Here is a 25026-nt window from a genome sequence, read left to right as displayed (position 1 = left end):
CAGACCCGGCTCAGCGGCCCGGTTCGGCCACAGTGCCTTGTTCGATTAGGGTGTCGATTTGCCCGGTGTCGTACGCGAGCTCTTGTAAAATCGCCCGGGTGTCAGCACCCAGTTCGCGGCGCCCAAGCCAGCGCAGCCGTCCCGGCGTCTTGTCCAGCTTTGGCACGGGTCCGACGACCTTGGTGTCGTCGCCCTCCACCCCAACAATGTCCCTTCGCGCGGCGATCTGCGGATCGGCCAGGATGTCATCGACGTCATAGACCATCGCAGCCACGGCATCGTGGGCCTGGAAGATGTCAATCGCCTTCTGCGCGTCATGCTGTGCCACAAATGCGCCGAGACGGTCCACAATCTCGTCCATGTGCTCCGCGAAGCCATCGAGGCTTTGGAATTGCGGCTGTTCCGCCCATTCCTTTCCGCCCGCGGCTTCCAGAAGCCGCCGCCCGGTCGCGGCACTGCCTGCGCTGATTGTGACCCATTTCCCGTCGCGGGCGCGAAACACCCCCGCCGGGGCGTAGGAATTGGGCGCCTGGAGCCCGTTTCGGTCAACCGGCAGCCCCGCGCCGGTTCGCGTCGGAACGTGATAGTCGATCAGGCGCAACAGCGGCTCGAAAATAGCCAGGTCCACCACTTGCCCCCGGGCGCGGCCGTTCTGCACCGCATGCAGCGCCATCATCGCGCCGTAGGCCGCCATCAGGCCTGTGGTCGAATCCGCAGCGGGAAAGCCGGGGTGCATCGGCGCGTTGTCGGCAAAGCCGGTGATGTGCGCCAGTCCGCTCATGGCCTCGCCGGCCCGACCGAAACCCGGCCACGAGGCGCGCGGCCCCGTCTGGCCATAGCCCGAGATCCGCACGATCACCAGATCGGGGTTCCACTCATGCAGGACCTCTGGGGCCAACCCTGCCCGTTCCAGAACACCGGGTCGAAAGTTCTCGATAAGCACATGGGCGTTTTCGACCAGCCGGCGCAGAATGGCGCGGCCGTCTTCACTCTTCCAATCCAGCGCCATCAGACGCTTGTTTCGTGCCAGGGTCTTCCACCAGGCGCCAACGCCATCACTGGCCCGCGCGCTCAGTACCCGCAGCATGTCACCCTGCCCCGGACGCTCGATCTTGACCACGTCGGCGCCAAAATCGGACAGCAATGCGCCGCACATCGGTGCTGCGATCACATGCCCCAGTTCAATCACCCTGACATCGCTCAGTGGCCCATTTTCCATTTTCACGTGTCTGCCTCGTTCTGCGAATTTTCCGACGTCAAGCCCTAGTTTGCGGCTCTGAAAGCCTCATTCTGCTCGGAACTAGAATCCATTGCGAGAACAATCGAACAACCGTTAGATCGCCGAAACGAGCCGATGTTTTTTCACTTGACGGAGGAAAGAATGGCAGAGCCAAACACGAATCGAATGACGGCATGCCGGCCCACGGTAGCCGACGCACTGGACGGGTTGTTCGACCCTCGCACCATTGCGGTGGTCGGCGCGTCCCGCACCAAGGGCAAGTTGGGGCAGGCCGTCATGGCCCTGCTGAAGAGCAACGGTTACAGCGGCACGATTATCCCCGTGAACCCTTCGGGCGGCGAGATCGAAGGCCTTCCGGCTGTGCGCAGTCTGGACGAGATTGACAGCCCGATCGACGTGGTTGTGCTGGCAACGCCGGTCGGGGTCGCGCTGGACGCTCTGGAGACCTGCACCAGGCTCGATGTAAAGGTCGTGGTCGGGGTCACCTCGGGCTTTTCCGAAGCCGGGGAAGAAGGGCATGACAACGAAGAGCGCTTGCGCCGGATCATGCAAGACGCGCCCTTCAGACTGGTCGGACCGAACTGCGAAGGCGTGGTGCGCCCCGCGGCGGACCTGCAACTGACCTTCAGCCCGATGTTCAACGATCTTCGGCCTGGTCCCGTGGCCATGATTTCCCAGTCCGGCGCGCTTGCGGGCCTTATGGCGTTGCGCCTGGGCGAACGCGGCGTGGGCATCAACGCCATCGTTTCCAGCGGCAACGAAACCGACCTGACCGCAGCGGACCTGCTGGATTATCTGGGCAACGACCCCCAGACGCGGGTGGTTCTTTGCTACGTCGAGGAACTGCGCGACGGACGCCGTTTTTCCGAAGCGGCCCAGCGGCTGACACAGGCGGGGAAGCATATTGTCGCGGTCAAGGGTGGGCGCAGCCGCGCCGGGTCACGCGCGGTCCAGTCGCATACCGGCGCCATGGCCGGGGACGACCGGGTGATCAGCGCGGTCTTTCGCGAAACCGGTGTCATCCGCGCCCGTGAATCCGTCGCCGCCGTCGATGCCGTGACGGCGCTCGCCGCGGGTCGACGACCTGCCGGAAACAGGGTCGGGATCATTTCTGTCACCGGCGGGCTTGGCGTCGAAATGACCGACTTGGCCGAAAGCGCCGGCTTCGAGGTTCCGGTGCTGGATGAAACGACGCAGACGGCGCTGTCGCGCTATGTGCCCTTTTATGGGTCGGTGACAAACCCGGTCGATCTGACCGGTGTGGTTTTGGCGAATCCCACATATGTCGGACGCTGTCTGGAGGCCGTTGCCGCCGATCCGGGCGTGGATATTGCCATCGCAATTATCACATTTGTGCCAGATCAGCAGTTCATCGAGGCCTTGGCCGAGGCGTTCGACAGCACAGACAAGCCGATTCTGATCGTCTGGACCGGTTCGGCACGCAGCAATGCCTCGGGCGAGGCGCTGCGCGAACGAGCCGTTCCTGTCTATGATTCGCCCGCTCGGGCGGCATCGGGCCTCGCCGCACTCGCGGTCGCGACAGGAGAAGTGGCATGACCCAAAGAGAAACGCTGGAAAACTGGCAGCGTGCCGGGCGCACGGTTATCCACGAGGCCGATGCGAAGGATCTGCTGCAACGGATTGGAATCCCGGTGCCCCGACGTGACCCCGACCACGGGCGCTGTGTCGCCAAGCTGTGTCACGATGACTATCCGCATAAGTCCGATCACGGGCTCGTCCGTTTGGGTCTTTCCCCCGACGAGGCGAAACAGGCCGCCGCGGAAATGGCGGAACGTTTTGCGGGCGGCACGGCGCTGATCGAGGAAATGGAAGAAGGGTCCGTGGCCGAATGGATTATCGGCTGCAAACGCGACGACACCTTTGGTCCGATCGTTCTGGCCGGTCCTGGCGGCATCCTTGTAGAACTGATTGATGCCGCCGAAATCAGGCTTGCGCCCGCCACCCCGCAAACTGCCGCGGCCATGCTGCGATCGGGTCCGGGGGCGCGGTTGCTGACTGGACTACGCGGCGCAGAACCGGCCGACAAAGATGCCCTGGCAGACCTGATTTCACGCATATCTGTTTTCTTTGCCGAGAACGCCGATCTGATCTCGGAAATTGAAATCAACCCTGTGATGGTTCGGGCCGACGGGAAGGGATTGGTCGCCGCCGATGCCTTGATCGTTTTGTCATCAAAGGCGGACGGACAGGAGAAATCAACGTGATACGTCACCCTTTTGGAGAGTTGTCACTTGGCCAGACCGGCATTTCGAGCGGTCGGACGATGACCGAAACCGATGTCGTCAATTTCTGCATGTTGACCGGGAACTGGCTGGAACTTCACTCCAACGTCGAGCACGCCAAATCGTCTCTGTATGGCCAGCGCCTCGTGCAGGGCAGCCTCGTGTTCTCGATCGTCAATGCGATGATCCCCTTCGACAGTTCCGTGCTGGCCGCTTTCTATGGCTGTGACAAGCTACGCTTTTTGCGGCCCACTTTTATCAACGACACCCTTTGGGCCCGCACCGAAATCATCGACCTGAAGGACCATGACGAAAGGCACGGCGTCGTGACCAGCAAACTGGAAGGCATCAACCAGCGGGACGAAACGGTCCTGCGCTGCGAGTTCAGCCTGCTGATCCGCAAGTCGCGTCTGGATCGCCCCGGAGAACCGGCCAAAATCCGTGCGGCGCACGACAAGACACAAGGACAGAGCGCATGAACTTTCTGACACCCGAGCAAGAGATGTGGCGCGCCACCGTCGAGCGTTTCGTCGACGAAGAGATCGGCCGCGATTATATCCGCAATTGCGACCGCGAGCGCAAATACCCCTACGAAGCCTATGAAAAAGTGGCCAAGCAGGGCTGGCTCGGCATCCTGTTTTCAGAAGAGAGCGGCGGTCTTGGCGGTGACATCATGGATTATGCCCTGATGTGCGAAGGGTTGGCCAAATACGGCTTTGACTTCTCGACCGGGTTGATGGTGGCGACGTTCACCGCGATGAATGTCGAGAAATTCGGCACGCCCGAGCAAAAAGAGCGGTACATCCAGCCCTTCCTCAATGGCGACATCCGCTTTTCGATCTCGATTTCCGAACCGGGCGCGGGGTCGGATGCGGCATCGACAAAGACCCGCGCGCGGCGCGACGGCAACGGCTGGGTCGTCAACGGGCAGAAACTGTGGTGCTCGGGCGCTGCGGCCGATAACGCAATCCTTGCAATGCTGACCCGGACCGACCCCGACGCGCCCAAACACAAGGGGCTGTCGGTTTTCCTGATCCCCAATGACACCGAAGGTCTGGACATCCGCAAGCTGCCGACCATGGCGCGCCGCGCAACCGGCACCACCGAGATTTTCGTGGACGACGTGAAACTGCCGGCCGATGCGCTGCTGGGCACGGAAAACGATGGCTGGAAGATCATCACCGACCATCTGGAACTGGAACGCGTGGCCGTGGCCGCCGCCTATGTGGGCAATGCCCAGACAGCCGTAGACGATGCTCTGCGCTACGCCCACGAACGGATTCAGTTCGACAAGCCGATCTTCGACTTTCAGGTGATCCGCCACATGCTGGCCGACATGCAGACCCAGGTCGATGCCGCCCGGCTGTTGGTTTATCGCGCCGCCAGCCTGGCCGCAGCCAAGACGCCCTGCACGCGAGAGGTCTCGATGGCAAAGCTCTATGCCTCCGAGACGCTGCAGACGGTGACGCGCAACGGAATGCAGATCCTGGGTGGCCACTCGATGCTGCCCGAAGCAGATATGGAGCGGTATTTCCGCGAAGGGATGCAAAGCACCATCGGCGGCGGAACCTCGCAGATTCAGCGTACGCTCATCGCCAAGACCATGCGCCCGGGCTAACAGTTCGGGGCGCACCGGGACAGCCCGACAAGAAGGAGAAAGAGCATATGAAGAACGGACGAGAACCGGTGGTCGTCGGCATCGCCGACGCGCCGCTGAAGGACGGCAAGTTCGTCACCAAGGCTTCGGTCCTTGGTCATGCCGCATTTGTGGCAAAAGCCGCCGTCGAAGAAGCAGGACTGAAGTTGAGCGATGTCGACGGTCTTCTGACGGCCGGCATGTGGGGGGTCCCCGGCCCCGGCCAACTGGCCACGGTGACGCTGGGCGAATATCTGGGCATCATGCCGACATTCGTCGATGGCACGAATATTGGCGGTTCGGCATTCGAGGCCCATATCGCACATGCCGCCATGGCTCTTCGCGAAGGCTATTGCGAGGTTGCGCTGATTGTCTACAGCTCGGACCAGAAATCCCTGCGCAGCCGCAATCTAGGGGGTCGGCCTTCAGTCCTGTCCATGCAGCATGAAACGCCTTACGGAATGCCCACGCCTGTGGGCGGCTATGCGATGGCCGCACAGCGCCATATGCATGAATTTGGCACCACGTCCGAGAATCTGGCCGAAATCGCCGTCGCGACGCGGAAATGGGCACAGTTGAACCCCGAGGCGACGCGTCGCGATCCGCTGTCCATTGACGACGTGCTGTCCAGCACGATGATCTCGGAGCCGCTGCATCTGCTCGATTGCTGTCTCGTCACCGACGGGGCCGGCGCCCTCGTCATGACCACCGCCGAGCGGGCCAAGGACCTCAACACCCGTCCCGTCGCGGTCAAGGGCTATGGCGAGGCGCATACCCACTGGGCCATCGGCGAAATGCCGGACCTCGCCCGCCTGCTTCCCGCGCAAAAGGCCGGGGAACGCGCAATAAAAATGGCCGGGGTGAGCCATTCGGATATCGACCTGGTCGAGATCTATGACAGCTTTACCATCACCGTGCTGCTCTCGCTCGAGGCTCTCGGCTTCTGCAAGATCGGCGAAGGCGGGGATTTCGTGTCGGGCCAGCGCACGGCACCAGGCGGGGCGTTCCCAATGAACACCAGCGGCGGCGGCCTCTCGGCGCTGCATCCGGGCATGTTCGGAATGTTCCTGCTGATCGAGGCCGTCCGGCAGCTTCGCGGCGAAGGCGGCGAGCGCCAGGTCAAGGGCGCCGAGACCGCTCTGGTGCATGGTACCGGGGGTACGCTTTCCTCAGGTGCGACCGTGATTTTGCAGAAGGGCTAAGACGATGAGCATTGAAAAACCGCTTCCGGTGATCGACCATGACAGTGCCCCCTATTGGGAGGCCACGCGCGAGGGCCGCCTCGACATCCCGCTTTGCGGCGATTGCGGCAAACATCATTTCTATCCCCGCTCTATTTGCCCGTATTGCCATTCCGACAATCTGCGCTTCAACACCGTGAGCGGACGCGGCAAGGTGCATACCTTCACCATCGCGCGCCGTCCGGCAGGGCCGACTTTCGCGGATGACGTGCCATATGTCGTGGCATTGATCGAGCTGGAGGAAGGCCCCCGGATGATGAGCCGGATCCAGACCGGCGACCCCGAGAAGGTTCATATCGGGGCCAAGGTGGAAGTGACGTTCGTCAAGGCAACCGACGAAGTGACTTTTCCCTACTTCAAAATGACCTGAGGCCAGAGGCACCGCCACTTCGGGGCCGAATGTGGAAGAGCCGTCGCAGAGGTTGTCTGCGGTGGCTCTTCGCTTTTCGGAGGTCACCCGGCGCGGCCGGGCTGCGGTGCTCCGCGCAAAAACCGCCACGCCAAGAGCCCGGCCAGCGCCAGCCCACCAACGATGTCGGCCGCAGGCGCGGCGTAAAACAGCAAGCCGGCAGCCGACAGGAACAGCAACCGGCCGATGACCGGCACCTTTCCACGAAACCAGCCGCTTGTGCCGACGCTGACGGCAAAAACCGCGGCGCAGGCCACGCCCATATCCAGTAGGATTTGCACCGTGCCGCCCTGGGCCAGTATGCCCGGCCGGAACACAAAGAGAAACGGCACCACATAGATCGCTCCGGCCAACATCAGCGCGCGACCCGCCACCCGCCAGAAATTGGCCCCTGCCAGGGCGGCGGCGGCATAGACACTGGCGCAGACCGGTGGCGTGATGGCCGACAGGATCGCATAGTAGAAGACAAAAAGATGAGCCGTCAGTTCGGGTAGGCCAAGCCGCACGAGACTGGGCGCGGCGATTGCCGCCGCCAGCACATAGGAGGCCGTCGTCGGCACGTCCATACCCAGCAAGATCGCCAGCACCGCCGCCAGCAACAGGGCCACGATCAACCCCTGACCGGACACAGAGAACAACAGGTTCGAGACTTTGACCCCGGCACCCGTCGCCGTCAGAACCTTGACGACGATGGCGGCGCAGGCTAGCAGCGCGGCGATCATCACCAACGCCCGCCCTGCTTCGATCATCCCCTCATAGAGGTCGCGCGCCAGCTTGGCCCAAGAGGCCAGCACGCCCTGCTCTCTTCCGTCACGCGCGAACGGGCGCACCACCACACAGGCCAAAACCAGTATGATAACAGCACCGGCACCTGCAAAGCTCGGCGTGTAGCCGTTGAACAGGAAGTAGACCATCGCCGCGATGGGAAGAAACAAGGGAATTGACTTGTCCGGTGCGAGGAATTCCGCCGGTTCGGGCATTTCGCTCCTCGGTGTCGGTTGCAACCCTGTGCGACGCGCATAGAGATCCACCCCGAGCCATACCGCCAGGTAGTAGAGAAATGCCGGACCGATCGCCGCAACGACAATGTCGGTATAGGGAATGTTCAGGAACTCAGCCATGATGAAGGCCGCTGCCCCCATCACCGGCGGCGTAAGCTGGCCGGCGGAGGAGGCAACGGCCTCGACCGCCCCGGCAAAGGCCGGTGGATAGCGCAGCCGCTTCATCGTGGGAATGGTGATCGAGCCGGTCGCCATGACGTTGGCCACTGCCGAACCGGTCACCGTCCCGAACATCGCCGAAGACAGGGCACAGACCTTTGCCGGGCCGCCATACGTTCGACCGGCGATCCACGTTGCCATTTTCATGAAAGCATCCGTTGCCCCGGTCGACAGCAGGAGCGCCCCCAGAAGCACATAGATCACGATGACCCGTGCCCCGATATCCGCAAGGTAGCCGAACAGGCCGGTGGTCGAGCTGTAAAATGTCTCGACAGCGGTACGTGCCGAAACGCGCGGCGGGCGCCAGGCGCCGTCGATCAGGTCATAGCCGAAATAGAAATAGATCACGGTGCAAAGGGCCAGCAGCGGCAGGAACCATCCGATCACCCGGCGCGCGGCCTCGAGGGTCAGCAGAACAGCTATCAGACCTGCCGCCTTGTCGATCGGCCCATAGCGCACCATGATATCCGAAAAGCGATCCCGGTTCAGGATCACGTAGAGGCAAACCGCGAACGCCAGTAGTCCCAGCATGATGTCCACAGCCCGTTCAATCCCGCTTCGCGCACCGGTCCGCGAGGCGCGTGCCGCATAAAGAAAGAACGCGCCGCCGATACCGAAACCGATAAAGATCGGCCGCTGAACCAGCGGTTCGAACTGCCCGAATAAGGCATTGTAGAAATGCAGAGCGACGAATGCCGCCAACAATACTCCAAGCGCCTGCCCTCCGCGCCGTTCCCAATTGGGTATTGCGGTCGATGTCTGCGTCATGTTCTCTCCGAGAGCGGTAACGGCGGGGTGCCCGCAGCACCCCGTCTGGATCAGCCTATGGCCGCCGTCGTGACGGCCCGCGATTCCGGTCAGCTTCCGGCCGCCTCTCTCCAGTAACGTTCCGCACCTGGATGATAGGGTATACCGGTCTCGATTGTGGCGACGGCATCGGCGGCGATGTCGTAATCCGCAAGCTGCGGCCAGGCTTCGACCAGCAGGTCCATGTTCTGGTGGATGCTGCGAGCGATGTCATAGGCGCTCTGGTCATCCATGACGCCGGTGCGGGTCAGGAAGAAGACGTTGAGCTTGGGTACCCGCATTTCCTCGGATCCCGGAATAAGCCCTGCGGGAAGAGTCGTGAAACCGACGCCCTCCATGGCTTCTGTCGCCGCTTTCTCCTGCTCTTCGGTGAAGCCGATCAACCGCATCTTGGTGCTTGTCATCAACTCTTGCAGGGTTGCATCGACAGAGTTTGCGGCCCCGTATTTGCTATAACCGATGATCTGGCGGTTCTTGATGCCTTCCACCGCGTCGCCAACGGCGCCATGCACCAGGTCCGCGTTGATATCGAACATGGACAGGACACCGGTCGTCAACGTCTCGGCCGCCGATCCGCGGATGCCGGGATTGAACTTCTTTCCGTCCAGTTCGTCCAGCGTCGTCACACCAGACTCTTCGGTGACCGCGATCAGCAGGATCGAGGCGCTGTAAGGATAAAGCGCAACCGTATCTGGGATTGCGTTACCTTCGAACTTGCCGGTCCCGTTTCTGGCGGAGATCAGAATGTCGGTGGTGGCAAGCCCAAGGTCGATCTCGTCGCGCGCCAGCCGCAGCACATTGTCCACGCTGGCCCCGGTTTCGATCACGCTGACATTGGTGCCTTCCATGCCGGTCTCGATCGCCTTGCTCATCGCAACCGAAATGGTGAAATGGCTCGACGTCGGGCTGGTCGTGCCCATCGTGAGATCCTTGGCAGATGCCGCGCCGCCAAGGGCTATCGCGCCCATGGCCGCGATAGCACCCACCGCCGCCCGGTATCCGGTCAACTTGCGTTGGATCATTTTATCCTCCCGTTTTTGCCTTTAAAGTAACGTCAGCCCGGTCGCTTAAGCACGCAGGGCCCCCGATGTATCGATCCGCTCTCTCAGAACGCGCAATTCTTCCTCCGTTGGTGGCCGCGTTTGCGGCACCTCGCCTCTGATCGCCAGATCGAACCCCGTATGACGCTGGACCTCTTCGGGCGTATTTCCCGCATGCACCGATTTCAGTCGCATTCGCAGCGTCGTCTTGTCGAAATCCATAACCGCTCGCGGTGTCACCACCAGGCGCGGTCCTTCATTGACCAGCCCGGCGTCGCGTTTCGCGGCAGGCCCGGACAGATGTCCGGGTATTGTGATGAAATCGACCGTTTCCACAAAGTTTCGCGCCGTATGCACGGTGGGGCAAATGTAATACCGCGACGAGGTGTGGCAGTATGACAGGTTTGCTGCCCCCGGCCCGCGCATCTTTGGTGCGTGCAGCGTGCCGCCGACGTGGTGCAGGTTGATGTTGCCGTACACATCGTGCTGCAAGCCACTGTGAAAGAAAAAATCCAGCCCGTGATGGCTGTGGCCGAACAACTCGATAAAGGTCTCGGCGGCCTCGCAGCGGCCGAGCGCACGATCGTCCAGCATCGACGGATACAAACGCCCCGGCTCGGGGTTGAAGAACATCTCGCCGCCGACCGTCAGGTTCGGTGCATGCAGCTCGCGGGCTAGCGCAATGGCCGCCATCGGCACCAACGCGGCTGCACCCGCCGCACCCAGTTCTCCGTCGGCCAGATCGCGGGCCAACACGACGACCATCTGTTCAATTGGGGAAACCGCTGCACTCATTCGTTCCGTGCCTCGGCTTCGAGCACGGCGAAATACCCGGCTCCCCCGACCGCTTCGATGTAGTCGCTCTGGTTTTTCGGTCCGGTCACATGGCGGGCGATATAGGTGTCCAGCCCCGTGCTGTCGCCGGTCCGGGCGGCATCCCCCAGATCGGCGTAGGCGTCGATATGGTCCTCGTCCATCGCATAGTTGGGAAAGCTCGCGGTTGGGTGCGCGCCATAGGGCACCTCGACCACGGCATCGACATAATAAGACGGCACGGTAACCCGCGAGGGATCGTCCAGAACGACCTCGTCCGGCACGATCCGGTCCACGCTGGCAATGACCATGTCAGACGCGCGTGCCATCAGCTGATCGGCGTAGACCATCGTGCTGAGATGGCGCAGGTTTCCCCAACGGTCGGCTTCCTGCGCGTGCAAGAACGTCACTCTGGGGCGGATCGGCCCGACGGCGTGAATACGGCGGCCGGAGAACGGGCAGTCGATTTCGTGCAAAAGCGGGTTGTGCTTCAGAACGTCCGATCCGCGCAGCGCGTCGATTGGCTGGAACGGCACGCCATGAGCCGACGCCATCAGCCCGCCCACCACGGTCAGCGCATCCAGCGCGTGCGCGGTCACCTGCCCTGCCTCGACCGCGCGGCGGAAATTGGGGCAAAGCCGGTTTTCCAGCGTAACGCCGGGAATAAAGACCTGTGCGACCGCGCCTGCCGCAATCATCAGGTCGACATCATACCCCGCGCCCGGCGAGGAATACACATGCAGACCATCTGCGCCCGCGGCCAGCAACGCGCGCACCAGTGCGACAGGGCGGCTTTGCTTGAACAGACCACCGAGACAAAGCTCGGGGCGTTCTTCCAAAGCGCCTCGTGCCAGCCGGGCTGCGTCTTGCAGGCCTGTGACCTTGCTGCGACGTGTGGGTTTCGCTTGGCCTTCCATCGTTGGGCGTGCCACTCCGATAGTGATTGCGCTGACCCATCCTAGTTGACGCTATGGGGTCCATCACCTTCCGACTAGCGCAAAGCCTGATCGAACACATATGTGGAAATGCTTGCGCCCGGTTCCTGACAGGCAATTGAGACCGGTCAGAACCACCCTGCCGCGACACCGCCGCCAACGATGAGCGTGATGAGGAGGATGCTCGCAACACCGAAGATCCCGTTCCACCGCAAGCCGATGGTCAGCGGCCGCTCGCCCACGATGGAGGAGGCGTAGACCACCGCCGTGATGGCCGGTCCCATGCAGATGATGCTGCTCCAGCCACCAGCCAGTGCAAGGCCCAGAGCAAGCGGCGACAAACCTTCCACGCCGACGCGGTTGACCACCTCTGCCAGCAGGACCACCGAGATCATCGGATGCACGCCCAGCAGCCCCGTCAGAAACACCGTCATGATCAACAGCACGACGGTCAGCACAGGCCGCGTTGCGATCCAGCCAAGATGGTCGGCAATCCATTCGACCGGAACGACCTCCAGCGCGACGAGGCCGATGAACCCCGCCGACGCGATGACGCTCATTTCGGTCGCGAAACCCGGTGCCTGGGTCACAAACCGGCGCGATATACCGGCAAGGCTGCCACTGCCGCTGCGCATAACCGACCAGAGCAGCGCATAGATCGGCACGATGGTGATCAGGACGGTCTGGAAACTGTACTGGGTCAACCGGTCCAGCGTGACCACGGCGGCGCCCAAAAAAAGCACATGCCCGGACACGATCAGGACGGCCCAGGGGCTCCAGTCCGGCAAGTCACCGCTCAGGGCCGGTGCCCGGCCGCGCGCCGAGGGCGGGCGCCACCATTCCACCGTGTCGAACAGCCATCCCAGAAGAAACAGAATCCCGGCCAGAGCAATCCCGTAAGGCGCCAGGGTCGTCCATTCGAGCCCCGGTATTGTGAGAATCATCAGATTGAGAGCGATTCCGAACGGCGTCCAGAACGCGATCGAGGAAAACCCCCGCATACAGGCGCTCACCATCCTGCGCTTGCGAGCCTGGAACACGAATTCGTCCATCTCGTGCCGATGCGCCGCCAGCCCTTTCATTATGATCTCCAGCATCACCCCAAGCCCGCCGAGATTTAGAAGCACCCCGAACAGATGCCCGCCCGCACCCAGAGAGGCGTAGCGACGGGTCGGCGGCTGCAGTGTCAGGAATTCACCGGCAACCTCGACAATCGGGTCTTGGGTGGCCGCGATGCGCAGGAAGGCGACAGCCGTCAGCAGAGCGGACAGGAACACGACGCGCCCCGCCGCCTGGACGAAGATGCCGGGGTCGATTCCATTGGCCAGCGCCAGAAGGGCGATCGCGAGCGAGAAGAAAAGCAGCACCCATCCGACACGGGCGATGTAGCGGGACGAAATGGCAAGATAGATGCAGAAAAACGGCGCGGCAGCGATGGACGCGACGGCGGAGGGCAAGACACCCTGAATGATGGCAGCGCCAAGACAAATCAGCAGACAAATGGCCGTAAACCTGTTGCGCTTGCCGGAACGTTTCAGGCGCTCGACAGGCGACATCTGCCCCCCCTTTTCCGAAGGCGCTCGTTGTGTCTGTGACGCAACGGCAGATGCGGTCTTTCATGGCACGACGGCGGAAATGCGATGCCGACAATTTCCCATTCACAGGCAAGGACACACAAGGTGCTCATCTTGTCGGCGCAGGGCGGACTAGCCCGGATTTGTGGTGGCACTGACCGCCTTGGTTCCGGGCCTCCGAGGATACATCGTCTGGCGGTCAATGACACAACGATGCCTCGAAATGTCTCTCCGCACATGCGTGCTTGTCTGCCCGACTTTTCACGCCGATACCCTCAACCACGTCTGTTCTTCTTTCCGAAGTTCTACGGTCACGTCCAACGCCCGATCCTGCACGGAAACAGAGGAAGGATGAGCACCCAGAATATCCAACGGCAGCAAGGATCACAACGCAAGCATCCCGCTCCAACACATATGTGCGAAAGAGTGGGGCCGAGAGTTGATAGCGCCCGCCTTGATGAGGCAATATGCAGTGTCAGAGAAAGAAGTGGATGATCAGCGATTTCACCATCCGTTTGTCGCGGTTCGTCGCCGCGCCGCACCGGCTGAGCGTTGCAGACGCCGAGCAGGCCGCGCTTTGCGTTGAGGATACCATAGCCGCCATCTATGGCGGGTGGCATGAACCGGTGGTTCGCCGGCTGGCGGCGCTTGACGCGGGCGGACCGGCAGTCCCGGCAGGAGCTGCTGAAGGTGGCAGTCCCGAACAGGCCGCGTTCCTGAACGCGGTTGCCGGTCATGCGCTCGATTTCGACGATGTCCATACGGTCAGCGTCACCCATCCCAGTGTTGTAATCGTGTCGGCGCTGCTGGCCACCGTGGATGTCCGGCCGGACACGGCCGGCCGCATTGCCCCCGCGCTTGCGGTCGGAACAGCCGTCAATGTCGCGCTCGGTCAGATCCTGGGTTTTGGCCACTACAACAAGGGCTGGCACGCAACGTCGACCATCGGGGTTCTGGCATCGGCGGCAGCGGTCGCGCATCAGCTTGGGCTCGACGACGACGCAGTCCGCAACGCCCTGTCCCTGGCCGCGTCGCTGGCCGGGGGAATGCAGATCAATTTCGGCGCCATGGCGAAACCGATCCAGGCCGGAAACGCCGCCCTTGTCGGATTGCGGGCCACCCGGATGGCCGAGGCCGGCATCACGGGCGCCCCGGACATCTTCGCGGCGCGCGGCTTCTTCGACCTTTATGCCGGCCCGGACGGGATTGCGGCCGACCCCGCAGCGGTGGAACCGCGGATCGATCTGGGCACGGTGTCCCGCAAGCTGTATCCCTGCTGCTACCTCACCCACAGGATGATCGCCGCCGGGCGGCACCTTCACGCCGAACGCGGCGGCGAGGCGGTGCCCGAAGGATCGGTGATTGAAATGACAGTGCCCGAAAGCGTCATGGTCCCGTTGCATGTCACCGACCCCAAAGATGGAATGCAGGCCAAGTTCTGTGCCGCCTATACGCTCGCCGTGGCCCTGCAGCAGGGCCAGGTCGGGCTGGTGGATTTCGAAGGGGACAGCCCCCATCGCCCCGCGGTGCGCCGGCTTATGGACATGGTGCATATCCAAACCATGCCGGAAGCGGGGCGGGATCACGCTGGCGTGGACCATGGGACGGTCCATGTCCGCCTGCGCAAAGGGAACGTAACCCTGGCCGAAACCTCGGTCGCGGCGCACCCCGGCTCTCCCTCGGATCCGGCAACCCCTGCCGCGATCGGCGACAAAATCGCCGATTGCCTCGGAAAATATCGCAGGGACGGGGGCGCGGCGCCCTCTGCCAGTGCGTTCCGCCGGGATCTGCGCACGCGGCTGCATCTGCCGCCACTGCGAGAGGCGTCGGCCCCCGACGGGCAAAAAAACCATGCGCGGCAGGACAAGCCCGTGAAGGAAATGTCCAGCGCCGATCAAACACCGTCTGAAAGGACCGTCTGATGGAATCGATGATTCATGACATGGCAGAGCGACTGTTCCGCGACCATGTCACCCACCGCATGCGCGAAGACGCCGCCTCGGGACAATGCCCCGAGGCGCTCTGGACGCAGATCGAGGAGGCAGGGTTAACCATGGCGCTGGTGCCAGAGGACGCAGGCGGTTTCGGCGTGCCACCGGCCGAGGCGCTCGGTCTTGTGCGTATTGTCGGGGCGCATGGCCTGCCCTTGCCTCTGGCTGAAACCCTGATCGCAAACGCCGTTCTGGCGGCCGCGAATATGGCCCTTCCCGGTGGCAGGCTGACCATCGCCGAAGGCGAAGCGCTGCGGTTGGAACGGCGCGGCAAGAAGATCCATGCGAGCGGGCATCTGACACTGGTGCCCTTTGCCCGCTGGGCGAACCGGATCGTGACCATTGGCGTCCTGGACGGTGTCGATCACGTCCTGTCCCTGCCGGTGAAGGATCTGATCGTTGACCCGGCGCAGGATTTTGCCGGGATGCCACGCGACGACATCGAACTCGATTATACCCTGACAGAGACCGATGTCACCCCCTTGCCACGACCCGTGGGAGGGATGCGCGGGCTTGGTGCACTTATCCGCAGTCTTGCCACCACCGGGGCGATGGAGACCATCCTGAAGATGAGCGTTCAATACGCCAACGACCGGGTGCAGTTCGGACGGCCAATCGGCAGGTTCCAGGCGATCCAGCACAATCTTGCGACAATGGCCGGAGAAACCGCAGCCTCGCGCACGGCCGCCGAGATGGCGGCCGGCAGCTATGACACACCGGCCTTTGCGCTGGCCGTTGCCGCCGCCAAGGCCCGCGCCGGAGAAGCGGCCGAGAAGGTCGGGGCCCTGGCCCACCAGATTCACGGGGCCATCGGTTATACCCAGGAACACGCGCTTCACCATTTCACCAAACGGATTTGGGGCTGGCGTGACGAGTTCGGCACCGAGCTTGACTGGACCAGGGAACTTGGGCGGGCCGCCCTGTCGAGCCCCCACGACACCTTCTGGCATTTCATCACAGACAGCGCTGCAAAAGGGACCCAGGCATGACCCTCACCGCTTTTTCTCCCCCCCCGCCCGGCGCCGACTATGACGACCTCCGGCAAGAGGTCCGCGCGTTCCTGGCCGACGAACTGGCCGATTTCCCGCCCATAAAACGCGCGCAGTCGTGGAATGGGTTCAGCCGTGATTTTTCACGAAAGCTGGCGCAGCGCGGCTGGGTCGGCATGACCTTCCCAAAGGAATACGGCGGCCACGCGCGCAGCGCGCTTGAGCGGTATGTCGTGTCCGAAGAGCTACTGGCCGCCGGTGCCCCGGTGATTTCGCACTGGATCGCAGATCGGCAGAGCGGTCCGCTCATACTTGCCAAGGGCACCGACGATCAGAAACGCCGGATCGTGCCGCGCATCGCCGCGGGCGAACTGTGTTTCTGCATCGGGATGAGCGAGCCGGATTCCGGCTCGGACCTGGCGGCGACGCGCACGATGGCCACCGAGGTCGACGGGGGGTTCCGGATCAACGGCACGAAGGTCTGGACGACCTATGCGCATGTCGCCGATTACATGATCCTGTTCTGCCGCACCGGCAAGAGCGACGACCGCCACGGCGGGATGAGCCAATTTCTGGTCGATCTCAAGGCCACCGACAACATTCAGATCACCCCGATCATCGACTTGGGCGGTGAGCATCATTTCAACCAGGTGGTATTCGACGATACCTTTTTGCCCTCCGATGCGCTGCTGGGCGAAAAGGGCGAGGGCTGGTCGCAGGTCATGAGCGAACTGGCGTTCGAGCGCAGCGGCCCCGAGCGGTTCCTGTCGTCGTTTGCCCTGATCGAGGAACTGATCCGATTGCTGCGCGACGACGCAACCGAAGCGCAGCAGGCCGAGATTGGCCGTTTGTCCGCGCATCTGATGGTGCTGCGGCAGATGTCACGATCGGTGGCCGGAATGTTGAACGAAGGAGAGAACCCGTCACTTCAGGCTGCCATTGTCAAGGATCTGGGAGCGCTTTTCGAACAGGACATTCCGCGCCTGGCCCGAAGTCTTGTGTCGCGCCCGGCGGTGCCTGGCGGGAGCGATAGCTATGCGGCTGTTCTGGCGTATACCGAACTCGCCGTTCCGTCGTTTTCGTTGCGCGGCGGCACACGCGAAATTCTTCGCGGTATCATTGCGCGGGGACTCGGACTGAGATGATCCCGCCTGCGGAATGACAACAACGGCGGGCGGCACACGTCTAGTGCCGGCCGGTTTCCCCAACCTCCGAACGATAGCCGAGTGCTCGGGAGAGCTGTTCAGCGGCCGTTTTGGCAGCGGCAACATATCGCTTCTTGTTACGCTTGGCGCGCTCCAGAGGAGCACCAATCACCAATGCTCCTGCCAAGTGTCCGTCGGCGCGAAAGACCGGAACCCCGAACCCCGCTGCATCTACATGCGCGGTTCCAGCTGTACTGGAATACCCGGTTTTGCGAATCTCCGAAATTAACCCGCGCAGTTCATTTTCATCGGTGATCGAATTAGGCGTCAGCGGCTTTAATTCAGTGCGCCGAAAATAATCGTCCAGTTCCTGCTGCGTGTCAAAGGCCAGCATGACCAGCCCCGATGCCGAACAGAACAATGGCCGGTTGATCCCCTGTTGGGCGACATACCGAACGGGCTGGGGGCTTTCGATGACCGACGAATAAATGACTTTCTCGCCGTCCCGGACAGCAAACAGGATGGTTTCACCGGTCTGGTTAACCACATCATTCATCACCCCGCGCAGGACCGATTCGAACGGGTGGTTGGTCAGAATTGACTGGGCGAACTGAAAAATCCTCGGACCCAGAAAGTAATTGTCTTCCTCGCGCATCAGATACCCCTTCTCGGTGAGGGGCCGAAGCAGCACCAGCAAACTGCTCTTGGGGCAATCAATCGCGATGCTGAGTTCCGAAAGAGACATGTGACGTTTGCAGCGCGCCAAAAGATCGAACAACGCAAGGATACGCGTCAAGGACCGGGGCCCTTCCGATGTGCGCCCGGCGGCTTCGGCTGGGCCAGATTGCGCGGTTTTCATAGTCATGTCTCCAGTGCCGCTATCCGGAACAGCCCTATGCCTTTCCTGGCTCTTTATCCGTCATGCGGGCCTTGATCATCCGCAACGGCGTATACTCCAATACCTGTTCTCCGGTTTGCTTGAACACCTTGTTTCGCGTCCGCACCAATCCGCGGTTCGGACGGCTCTTCGACCGGCGCGATTCTGTTACCTCGACCTCACAATGGATGGTGTCCCCGGCAAATGTGGGCCCCATGACCTTCAGTTCCATGTCCAGAAAGGCAAAGCCGGTATGTTGCATTGTGGATTGGGTCAAGAGCCCTTCCATAAAGGTATAGACCAGCGCACCGGGCGCGGCGAAACCGGGGATATTGGATTCCTTCTCTCGGAAGTCACGATTGATGAACAAGACCTCAAGCATGCCGGTAACACTTACAAAATTCGTGATATCGGTTTCGGTGACGGTGCGGCCAATGGTCCGAAACCTGCGCCCCACTGGCAAATCTTCATAACAAAACCCGAGTCCTACAGTTTCCATTTCGCACAATTCCCTTGATCAGTTCCATTTTCTGAGAGGGTTCGGCCACATCTGTCCTGCGCCCGGAACACGCCCCGGTTCCTTCACGTTAGGCGGCAAGCTCCGCAGCAATCAATCGACTGCCTCGTTTTTGCGGCTTTCACGTCGATTGAGCACATTCTTGATGAATCGCATTCTTCGCTCCAGTGGCCCCTTTTTCCACGCCACAGCACATATGTGGTTTTACGCGGCTGGTGCCGGATAGCGTTTGGGACATACCGAACGCGTACCTTACCTTTTTGTGAACAGGCGCCAAATGCCATGACCCGAAGAGGACCAGCATGAATTTCGGCTTTTCCGACGAACACGATGCCATACGCGACACGCTGGCACGAATGCTGAGCGATCACGCCACTCTCGCGGTGGCGCATGACTGTCTTGAGGCTGCCGACGGGTTCGATTCCGCAACCTGGACCGCCTTGGCGGACGGCGGATGGCTGGGCCTTGCAATTGCCGAAGACTACGGGGGGGCGGCGATGGGGGCGATCGAACTGGCCATTGTCGCCGAAGAGATCGGCCGTAGCCTGGCCGCCATACCTTTTGGCCCGGTTCTTGGCCTGGCGATCCCCGCGATTCAGGACTTGGGCACGCAAAGCCAAAGGGAAAATCTGCTTCCCCGGATCGCCGAAGGCCGCATGATCGTTACCGTCGCGCTTGCCGAGGATGGAGGGTCTGCACCGGAACGGGTCTCGGCAAAAGTGCTGCAGGATCGCCTTTCGGGACGGAAATCGCCAGTTTCGTTCGCATCCGATGCGTCATTCGCGATCGTCGCCGCCCTGGACGAAGGCGGCACCGCGCGCCTTTATCTGGCGGATCTTTCGGACCCCTCGGTGTCGATCAGCGCGCTGGATGCGATCGACCGCACCCGTCCGACGTCCGAGATCGTCTTTCACGACACGCCGGTTGAACTGCTTCCCGGGTCCGATCCCGCAGCGATCCGGACTCTTCTGGACGGCGCCGCAGTGTTGGCCGCCTTCGAACAGATCGGCCTGGCCGAGCGGGCGCTTTTCCTGACCAGAGACTATGCCTGCGAGCGGCAGGCGTTCGGACGCCAGATCGGCAGTTTTCAGGCGGTCAAGCACCGGCTCGCGGACATGTTCGCCAAGATCGAGCTGGCACGGTCCAATGCTTTTTTCGGCGCCTGGGCGCTGGCGAGCGGGGATGAACGGCTGTCCGAAGCGGCGGCGGTAGCACGCCTCGCGGCTCTCGATGCAGTGCAATTCACCACTGAGGAATCGGTGCAGCTTCACGGTGGGATCGGGTTCACCTGGGCGGCCGACCCGCATTTGTTTCTGCGGCGAGGATGGCAGTTGAAGGCCGAACTCGGCCTGGCCGATTTGTGGCGCGAGCGGCTGCTTTGCAATCTGGCGGACGGCCAAAGGGCCGCGAACTGACAAGGACAAAGTGCAGATGGATTTCAGCGACAGCCCGGAAGAAGCCGCGTTCCGCGCCAAGGCGCGCGACTGGCTTGATGCCACCGCGACCCGCCGCAATGGAAGCGAAAAGGCCCAGGACCATTTCATGGCCCGCGACGCCGACGAAGTTGCCCGTGCGCGCGACTGGCAGGCACGAAAGGCCGACGCAGGCTGGGCGGGGCTGACATGGCCCCGTGCTTTCGGTGGGCGTGACGCCACTCCGATCGAGCAAGTGATCTGGAATCAAGAGGAAGGGCGCTACGCCGTCCCGCCCAACGTCTTTCTGATCGGGATCGGGCTGGTCGGGCCTACGGTCATGATCCACGGCACCGAAGACCAGAAAACAAGATTCCTGCCCCGGGCTCTCACGGGCGAAGACATCTGGTGCCAACTTTTTTCCGAACCCGCCGCCGGGTCCGATTTGGCCGGTATCCGCACCCGTGCACGCCGCGAAGACGACGAATGGGTGATCTCCGGTCAGAAGGTTTGGACCTCGGGGGCGCATTATTCCACTCACGGCATCCTGCTGGCGCGCACCGATCCACAGGTGCCCAAGCACAAGGGAATGACCATGTTCCTTGTGGACATGTCCGACCCGGCCATCGAAACCCGTCCTATTCGCCAGATTTCGGGCAGCTCCAGTTTCAACGAAGTGTTCATCGACAACCTGCGCGTGCCAGACAGCGCCCGCTTGGGCGGTGTATCCGAAGGGTGGAAAGTGGCGCTGACCACACTCATGAACGAACGGTTCAGTATTTCCGTCGGCCGGGCCAGTGGCGGTGCGCGGGCCGAGGAATTGATTGATCTGGCTACCCGTGTCGAACGGAACGGTCGCCCGGCCATCGAGGACGACGAGGTGCGCGCGCGCATTGCCGATTTCATCGCGCGTCAACGCGGACTGGAATTCACCTCTTACCGGGTCATGACGTCGCTTTCGCGCGGCCAGGCACCGGGTGAAGAGGGCTCGATCGGCAAGCTGTTGCTGGGCAAGCTGCGGCAGGAAATGGGCGCTTTCGGGATGGATCTGGCGGGAACTTCGGCGGGCATATCAGCCAAGGTCGGGGATGACGTGGCGCGCTGGCGAAACGAATACCTGACCGCGCCGGGCAACCGGATCGCGGGGGGATCGGACGAGATCCAGCGCACGATCATTGGCGAACGCATTCTCGGGCTGCCGCCTGAAATACGCGTCGACAAGGATGTCGCGTTTTCAGAGCTTTGATCTGAATGGGCGCCACCCGGGACCAACGACCAACAAGGAGGAGAATATCATGAAGTTCAAGATAACCGGGATCGCTGCCGCATGCCTGGCAATGGCCACCTCGGCTGGCGCGCAAGACATCGATCTGCCTGACGTGATCGCTTGGTCGGCCTATGACACGGGATCGGCCGGTCATGCGCATTCCATAGCCATCGGCAACATGATGCGCAGCAAATACGGATCGACGGTCCGCGTGCTTCCGGGGCGAAACGACGTCTCGCGGATGACGCCGCTCAAAAACGGGACGGTCGATTATTGCCTGTGCGGCATCGCCTCCTATTTCGCTGCCGAAGGGGTTTTCCTTTTTGCTGCGCCTGAATGGGGCCCGCAGCCGATCCGCGCGGTGCTTCAGGCTGTCGGCGACTACGGTCTGGGTGTCGCCGTCGCGGCCGATGCCGGCATCGAGACGATTACGGACCTCAAGGGCAAACGGGTCGGTCGCGCCGTCAGTTCGCCGGCGATCGATGTCAACATGGAGGGGCTGCTGGCCTTTGCGGACCTGACATGGGACGACGTGGAGGCAGTGGAATTCTCGGGCTATGTGAACACGCTCCAGGGCATTCTCGAAGACCGTGTGGATGCCGCCTTTGCACTGACGACGACCACCGTAAACTACCAGATCGAGTCAAGCCCGCGCGGCCTGAAATGGCTTGAAACACCCGCGGACCAGACAGAAGCATGGGAACGCTACACCAGCGTAACGCCCTTCGTGACACCGCATATGGTGTCTGTGGGGCCGGGCATCGACCCTGCCTCCCCACTGCCCATGGCGCAGTACCCCTATCCGATCCTGGTCACTAACTCCGATCAGGATTCCACCGAGGTGCGCAACATCGTAGCCGCGCTTGACGCAGGGTTCGACGATTACAAGGATGCCGCCCCCGGTGCCAATGCGTATGCGATTGATCGCCAGATCCTGTCTTGGGTGATGCCATGGAGCGATGGCAGCGTTGCCTACTTCAAGGAAAAGGGTCTGTGGACACCGGAAGCCCAGGCAAACCAGGACAAATTGGTGGAACGGCAAGAGGTGCTCTTGCGGGCCTGGGGCACATTTGTCGGGGACGCTCCAGAGGGTGAAGAAGAATTTGCCGCTGCATGGATGAAAGCCCGTGCCGACGCACTGGAAGCGGCCGGCCACGAAGTCTTTTTCCGCTGATGCGACACAGCGCGGCGCCCCACAGGCGCCTTGCACAAAGCAACGCAGCACAAAACTGGAATACGGGCATGGCACAGGAAACACAGGAAGCGCCGGCGCAACCGACCGGTATGGGCACCCTGCCCGCGTTTGTTCGCTGGTCGCTCGTCGTCTCGGCGCTGCTTTTGACCGCGGCGTCGGTCAACCATCTGTTCAATCTGGGCTTCTTCATGAACGTCCGGTTGCTTGAAATTCACTACCTCTACGTGATGCTTCTGCTGACGCTGCCACTGGTGTTCCTTGTCTTTCCCTGTTCAAAGTCAGATCCTTACGGATCGACGCGATGGTGGGATTACTTTCTGGCCCTGCTGGCCCTGATCACCTGCGCCTTCTTTGCCTACTACGGGCGCAGCGTGGTGAACAAAGGGTGGGATTTCGCCGCTCCTCTTAATGCCGTGATCGCCAGCTTCGCCTTCTGGTTCCTGCTGCTCGTGGCCGCGCGCCGCACCGGCGGCTGGACGCTGTTCGCGGTAATCCTGGTATTTTCCATCTACCCCATGATCGCCAACTATGCGCCCGGCCCGATCCAGGGCTTCCAGCGCTCGCCCGTCGAAACGGCGATCTTCCACGCGATGAGCGGCGAAAGTGTGCTGGGCATACCGATGCGCAGCTTTGTCAATCTTGTCGTGGGGTTCATGATCTTCGGCGTTGCGATGCAACATACCGGCGCAGGTCCGTTTTTTATCGACATCGCCTTTGCCGCGCTCGGAAATGTCCGGGGCGGGCCGGCCAAGGTAGGAGTTCTGACCAGCGGGCTGACCGGTTCGATGAGCGGCAGCGTGATCACCAATGTGCTGACGACCGGATCAATTACCATTCCAGCGATGAAAAAGGTGGGGTTCAGGCCCACTTATGCGGCGGGGATCGAAGCGGCGGCGTCGACGGGGGCGGTGCTGATGCCCCCTATCATGGGCGCCACGGCCTTTGTCATGGCGACATTCCTGGCGACCGACTACACCAACATCGTTGTGGCGGCGGTGCTTCCTTCGCTGTTCTACTTTTTCGGCCTGTTCGCACAAATCGACGCATACTCGGCGCGCAACGGACTGAAAGGCGTTCCGCGCGCCGACCTTCCCAGGATCGGCAAGGTGCTGCGCGAAGGCTGGTACTTTCTCGCCGTCTTCGGGCTGCTGATCTGGATGTTGCTCTACCTCAAGCGCGAGGCGATCGCTCCATTCTATGCGACCGCGCTGCTTCTTGTCCTGAACCAGCTGCTCTCAAAATCACGCTGGGGGCGAAAGGAGCTGATGAATTTTCTGATCGCCACGGGACAGTTGTTCGTCGAACTTGTTGCCATTCTTGCGGCGGTCGGGCTGATCGTCGGCGGACTGGCGGTGACCGGGATGTCCGGGACGATCTCGAACGATCTGCTGTTCATCGCGGGCGGCAACATCTTTCTGCTTCTGCTGCTGGGGGCTTTGACCAGTTTCATTCTTGGAATGGGCATGACCGTGACCGCCGCCTATGTGATTCTGGCGGTGTCGCTGGCACCCGCCCTGGTCGCCGGCGGGCTCGATCCGATCGGCGTCCATTTATTTATCCTTTACTGGAGCATGCTGAGCTATATCACCCCCCCCGTCGCGCTCGCGGCTTTCGCCGCGGCGGCCATCGCCCAGGCCAAACCCTTTGCGACGGCCTTCGAAGCGATGAAGCTTGGAAGCATCGTCTATATAATTCCCTTCTTCTTCGTCCTTGATCCGGCGTTCATCCTGCAAGCCGGTCCACTCGAAAGCCTGCTTACGGTTCTGCGCGCCGGTCTCGGCATTCTGCTGATCTGCGCCGGTATTCAGGGGTATCTGTTTGGCGTCGGGCGGATCGAAACCGGACTGCCAGGAACAATCGCCCGCGTCCTTCTTGGTATTGCCGGTCTGGCCTTCGCCTTTCCCTCGAACGCGGGTCTGGCGGTTCCGATCCTCGGCGCGGTGGGCGCAGGTGCCGCTATGGCGGCAGTGGCTGTCGCTTTGGTGATGGTCTCGGCCAAGCAGGAGACAGCGTAATATGAGCGCACAAGACGGCAGACCGGACATCCCCGCCCCGTTCAACGCATTGCTCGGCGTGCGCTTCGTCTCGTGGTCCGATGGCAAAGCCGAGCTGCGGTTGGCCATCGGACGCGATCACCTGAACGGCGCTTTTTCGGTGCATGGCGGTGTCTACGCGACCATGCTGGACAACGCGGTCACCTTTTGCGCGGCCTACGCGGGGGATGGCCGCCCAGGTCATCGCTGCCTTACGCTTTCGCTTACCACCAGTTTCGTCGCCCCGGCGACCGAAGGAGACACGCTGACGGCCCGCGCGCGCATTGTCGGGGGCGGACGCAAACTGGTTTTTGTACAGGGCGAGATCTTCAATCAGGACGGGCACCATCTGGCCCATGGCGATGCCGTGATCAAGCGGCTCGCACCACCGTCGTGACCACCTGAGTGAACCGATGGTGAGCGAGACCAAACAAACGAAGGA

The 25026-nt window shown here is 62.0% G+C and carries 22 protein-coding genes; 14 read left to right on the top strand and 8 right to left on the bottom strand.

Annotation, left to right across the window (positions count from 1 at the left end; all coding sequences use genetic code 11):
- Positions 1–10: 10 nt before the first annotated feature.
- Complete coding sequence (locus M4578_RS21655; RefSeq protein WP_027264358.1) at positions 11–1219, bottom strand: CaiB/BaiF CoA transferase family protein; 1209 nt, start codon at positions 1217–1219, stop codon at positions 11–13.
- 162 nt (positions 1220–1381) lie between these two features.
- Between M4578_RS21655 and M4578_RS21650 the strand changes: the two genes are divergently transcribed.
- Genes M4578_RS21650 through M4578_RS21625 form a run of 6 tightly spaced genes read left to right on the top strand, consistent with a single transcriptional unit; the run spans position 1382 to position 6730 of the window.
- On the top strand, positions 1382–2797 hold the full coding sequence (locus tag M4578_RS21650) for an acetate--CoA ligase family protein (RefSeq protein WP_223228102.1): 1416 nt from the start codon (positions 1382–1384) through the stop codon (positions 2795–2797).
- Positions 2794–3465 (top strand): acetate--CoA ligase family protein, encoded by a 672-nt coding sequence (locus tag M4578_RS21645; RefSeq protein ID WP_027264356.1) that lies wholly within the window; start codon positions 2794–2796, stop codon positions 3463–3465. Before M4578_RS21650 ends, M4578_RS21645 begins: the two co-directional genes overlap by 4 nt.
- Before the next feature lie 59 nt (positions 3466–3524).
- Positions 3525–3962 carry a MaoC/PaaZ C-terminal domain-containing protein gene (locus M4578_RS21640; protein ID WP_051372686.1) on the top strand — a complete coding sequence of 146 codons (438 nt, stop codon included), beginning with the start codon at positions 3525–3527 and terminating at the stop codon, positions 3960–3962.
- Complete coding sequence (locus tag M4578_RS21635) at positions 3959–5101, top strand: acyl-CoA dehydrogenase family protein (protein WP_027264354.1); 1143 nt, start codon at positions 3959–3961, stop codon at positions 5099–5101. The genes M4578_RS21640 and M4578_RS21635 overlap by 4 nt, the downstream gene beginning before the upstream one ends.
- A gap of 47 nt (positions 5102–5148) precedes the next feature.
- Positions 5149–6321 carry an acetyl-CoA acetyltransferase gene (locus tag M4578_RS21630; RefSeq protein ID WP_027264353.1) on the top strand — a complete coding sequence of 391 codons (1173 nt, stop codon included), beginning with the start codon at positions 5149–5151 and terminating at the stop codon, positions 6319–6321.
- 28 nt (positions 6322–6349) lie between these two features.
- Entirely contained in the window at positions 6350–6730 is a 381-nt protein-coding gene (locus M4578_RS21625; protein ID WP_258095272.1) for a Zn-ribbon domain-containing OB-fold protein, read from the top strand.
- Positions 6731–6813: 83 nt separating this feature from the next.
- Here M4578_RS21625 and M4578_RS21620 read toward each other — a convergent pair whose 3' ends face one another.
- From M4578_RS21620 to M4578_RS21600, 5 genes are all read right to left on the bottom strand, one after another.
- Positions 6814–8757 carry a TRAP transporter permease gene (locus M4578_RS21620; protein WP_223228103.1) on the bottom strand — a complete coding sequence of 648 codons (1944 nt, stop codon included), beginning with the start codon at positions 8755–8757 and terminating at the stop codon, positions 6814–6816.
- An 89-nt stretch (positions 8758–8846) separates the two neighbouring features.
- A complete protein-coding gene (locus M4578_RS21615) occupies positions 8847–9818 on the bottom strand; it encodes a TAXI family TRAP transporter solute-binding subunit (protein ID WP_027264350.1) in 972 nt (323 codons plus the stop codon).
- Between the two features lie 45 nt (positions 9819–9863).
- Entirely contained in the window at positions 9864–10631 is a 768-nt protein-coding gene (locus M4578_RS21610) for a CoA-transferase (protein WP_027264349.1), read from the bottom strand.
- Positions 10628–11566, bottom strand: a complete 939-nt coding sequence (locus M4578_RS21605; protein ID WP_027264348.1) for a CoA transferase subunit A — start codon at positions 11564–11566, stop codon at positions 10628–10630. Before M4578_RS21605 ends, M4578_RS21610 begins: the two co-directional genes overlap by 4 nt.
- A 146-nt stretch (positions 11567–11712) precedes the next feature.
- The gene (locus M4578_RS21600; protein WP_027264347.1) at positions 11713–13140 is read right to left on the bottom strand and encodes a hypothetical protein; all 1428 of its coding nucleotides are present in this window, start codon (positions 13138–13140) and stop codon (positions 11713–11715) included.
- A gap of 509 nt (positions 13141–13649) precedes the next feature.
- Between M4578_RS21600 and M4578_RS21595 the strand changes: the two genes are divergently transcribed.
- Genes M4578_RS21595 through M4578_RS21585 form a run of 3 tightly spaced genes read left to right on the top strand, consistent with a single transcriptional unit; the run spans position 13650 to position 17283 of the window.
- Positions 13650–15080 carry an MmgE/PrpD family protein gene (locus M4578_RS21595; RefSeq protein ID WP_027264346.1) on the top strand — a complete coding sequence of 477 codons (1431 nt, stop codon included), beginning with the start codon at positions 13650–13652 and terminating at the stop codon, positions 15078–15080.
- Positions 15080–16138 (top strand): acyl-CoA dehydrogenase family protein, encoded by a 1059-nt coding sequence (locus M4578_RS21590; RefSeq protein ID WP_027264345.1) that lies wholly within the window; start codon positions 15080–15082, stop codon positions 16136–16138. The genes M4578_RS21595 and M4578_RS21590 overlap by 1 nt, the downstream gene beginning before the upstream one ends.
- Positions 16135–17283 (top strand): acyl-CoA dehydrogenase family protein, encoded by a 1149-nt coding sequence (locus tag M4578_RS21585; RefSeq protein WP_027264344.1) that lies wholly within the window; start codon positions 16135–16137, stop codon positions 17281–17283. Before M4578_RS21590 ends, M4578_RS21585 begins: the two co-directional genes overlap by 4 nt.
- A 40-nt stretch (positions 17284–17323) precedes the next feature.
- Here M4578_RS21585 and M4578_RS21580 read toward each other — a convergent pair whose 3' ends face one another.
- Both M4578_RS21580 and M4578_RS21575 read right to left on the bottom strand, forming a co-directional pair.
- The gene (locus M4578_RS21580; RefSeq protein ID WP_071974435.1) at positions 17324–18142 is read right to left on the bottom strand and encodes an IclR family transcriptional regulator; all 819 of its coding nucleotides are present in this window, start codon (positions 18140–18142) and stop codon (positions 17324–17326) included.
- A gap of 34 nt (positions 18143–18176) precedes the next feature.
- Positions 18177–18659, bottom strand: coding sequence for a MaoC family dehydratase (locus M4578_RS21575; RefSeq protein WP_036051571.1), 483 nt, complete (start codon positions 18657–18659; stop codon positions 18177–18179).
- Between the two features lie 320 nt (positions 18660–18979).
- On the opposite strand from M4578_RS21575, the gene M4578_RS21570 reads away from it, so the two are divergent.
- The 5 genes from M4578_RS21570 (at position 18980) to M4578_RS21550 (ending at position 24981) form a co-directional block, all read left to right on the top strand.
- Complete coding sequence (locus M4578_RS21570; protein WP_027264341.1) at positions 18980–20092, top strand: acyl-CoA dehydrogenase family protein; 1113 nt, start codon at positions 18980–18982, stop codon at positions 20090–20092.
- Between the two features lie 16 nt (positions 20093–20108).
- A complete protein-coding gene (locus tag M4578_RS21565) occupies positions 20109–21335 on the top strand; it encodes an acyl-CoA dehydrogenase family protein (RefSeq protein ID WP_027264340.1) in 1227 nt (408 codons plus the stop codon).
- A gap of 49 nt (positions 21336–21384) precedes the next feature.
- A complete protein-coding gene (locus M4578_RS21560) occupies positions 21385–22530 on the top strand; it encodes a TAXI family TRAP transporter solute-binding subunit (RefSeq protein ID WP_027264339.1) in 1146 nt (381 codons plus the stop codon).
- Between the two features lie 68 nt (positions 22531–22598).
- Complete coding sequence (locus tag M4578_RS21555; protein ID WP_027264338.1) at positions 22599–24566, top strand: TRAP transporter permease; 1968 nt, start codon at positions 22599–22601, stop codon at positions 24564–24566.
- A gap of 1 nt (position 24567) precedes the next feature.
- The gene (locus M4578_RS21550) at positions 24568–24981 is read left to right on the top strand and encodes a PaaI family thioesterase (RefSeq protein WP_036051569.1); all 414 of its coding nucleotides are present in this window, start codon (positions 24568–24570) and stop codon (positions 24979–24981) included.
- Positions 24982–25026: the final 45 nt, after the last annotated feature.

The sequence above is a fragment of the Salipiger pentaromativorans genome, assembly GCF_024721115.1.
Taxonomy (GTDB): Bacteria; Pseudomonadota; Alphaproteobacteria; order Rhodobacterales; family Rhodobacteraceae; genus Salipiger; species Salipiger pentaromativorans.
This window is presented reverse-complemented; position numbering and strand designations above follow the sequence as displayed.

Coding starts and splice junctions, on each gene's coding strand:
- M4578_RS21575 (WP_036051571.1), bottom strand. CDS start 18,659: ATGGAAACTGTAGGACTCGGGTTTTGTTATGAAGATTTGCCAGTGGGG.
- M4578_RS21580 (WP_071974435.1), bottom strand. CDS start 18,142: ATGAAAACCGCGCAATCTGGCCCAGCCGAAGCCGCCGGGCGCACATCG.
- M4578_RS21605 (WP_027264348.1), bottom strand. CDS start 11,566: ATGGAAGGCCAAGCGAAACCCACACGTCGCAGCAAGGTCACAGGCCTG.
- M4578_RS21640 (WP_051372686.1), top strand. CDS start 3,525: ATGACCGAAACCGATGTCGTCAATTTCTGCATGTTGACCGGGAACTGG.
- M4578_RS21570 (WP_027264341.1), top strand. CDS start 18,980: ATGAATTTCGGCTTTTCCGACGAACACGATGCCATACGCGACACGCTG.
- M4578_RS21560 (WP_027264339.1), top strand. CDS start 21,385: ATGAAGTTCAAGATAACCGGGATCGCTGCCGCATGCCTGGCAATGGCC.
- M4578_RS21600 (WP_027264347.1), bottom strand. CDS start 13,140: ATGTCGCCTGTCGAGCGCCTGAAACGTTCCGGCAAGCGCAACAGGTTT.
- M4578_RS21590 (WP_027264345.1), top strand. CDS start 15,080: ATGGAATCGATGATTCATGACATGGCAGAGCGACTGTTCCGCGACCAT.
- M4578_RS21610 (WP_027264349.1), bottom strand. CDS start 10,631: ATGAGTGCAGCGGTTTCCCCAATTGAACAGATGGTCGTCGTGTTGGCC.
- M4578_RS21565 (WP_027264340.1), top strand. CDS start 20,109: ATGGATTTCAGCGACAGCCCGGAAGAAGCCGCGTTCCGCGCCAAGGCG.
- M4578_RS21650 (WP_223228102.1), top strand. CDS start 1,382: ATGGCAGAGCCAAACACGAATCGAATGACGGCATGCCGGCCCACGGTA.
- M4578_RS21555 (WP_027264338.1), top strand. CDS start 22,599: ATGGCACAGGAAACACAGGAAGCGCCGGCGCAACCGACCGGTATGGGC.
- M4578_RS21655 (WP_027264358.1), bottom strand. CDS start 1,219: ATGGAAAATGGGCCACTGAGCGATGTCAGGGTGATTGAACTGGGGCAT.
- M4578_RS21630 (WP_027264353.1), top strand. CDS start 5,149: ATGAAGAACGGACGAGAACCGGTGGTCGTCGGCATCGCCGACGCGCCG.
- M4578_RS21620 (WP_223228103.1), bottom strand. CDS start 8,757: ATGACGCAGACATCGACCGCAATACCCAATTGGGAACGGCGCGGAGGG.
- M4578_RS21585 (WP_027264344.1), top strand. CDS start 16,135: ATGACCCTCACCGCTTTTTCTCCCCCCCCGCCCGGCGCCGACTATGAC.
- M4578_RS21615 (WP_027264350.1), bottom strand. CDS start 9,818: ATGATCCAACGCAAGTTGACCGGATACCGGGCGGCGGTGGGTGCTATC.
- M4578_RS21550 (WP_036051569.1), top strand. CDS start 24,568: ATGAGCGCACAAGACGGCAGACCGGACATCCCCGCCCCGTTCAACGCA.
- M4578_RS21645 (WP_027264356.1), top strand. CDS start 2,794: ATGACCCAAAGAGAAACGCTGGAAAACTGGCAGCGTGCCGGGCGCACG.
- M4578_RS21635 (WP_027264354.1), top strand. CDS start 3,959: ATGAACTTTCTGACACCCGAGCAAGAGATGTGGCGCGCCACCGTCGAG.
- M4578_RS21595 (WP_027264346.1), top strand. CDS start 13,650: ATGATCAGCGATTTCACCATCCGTTTGTCGCGGTTCGTCGCCGCGCCG.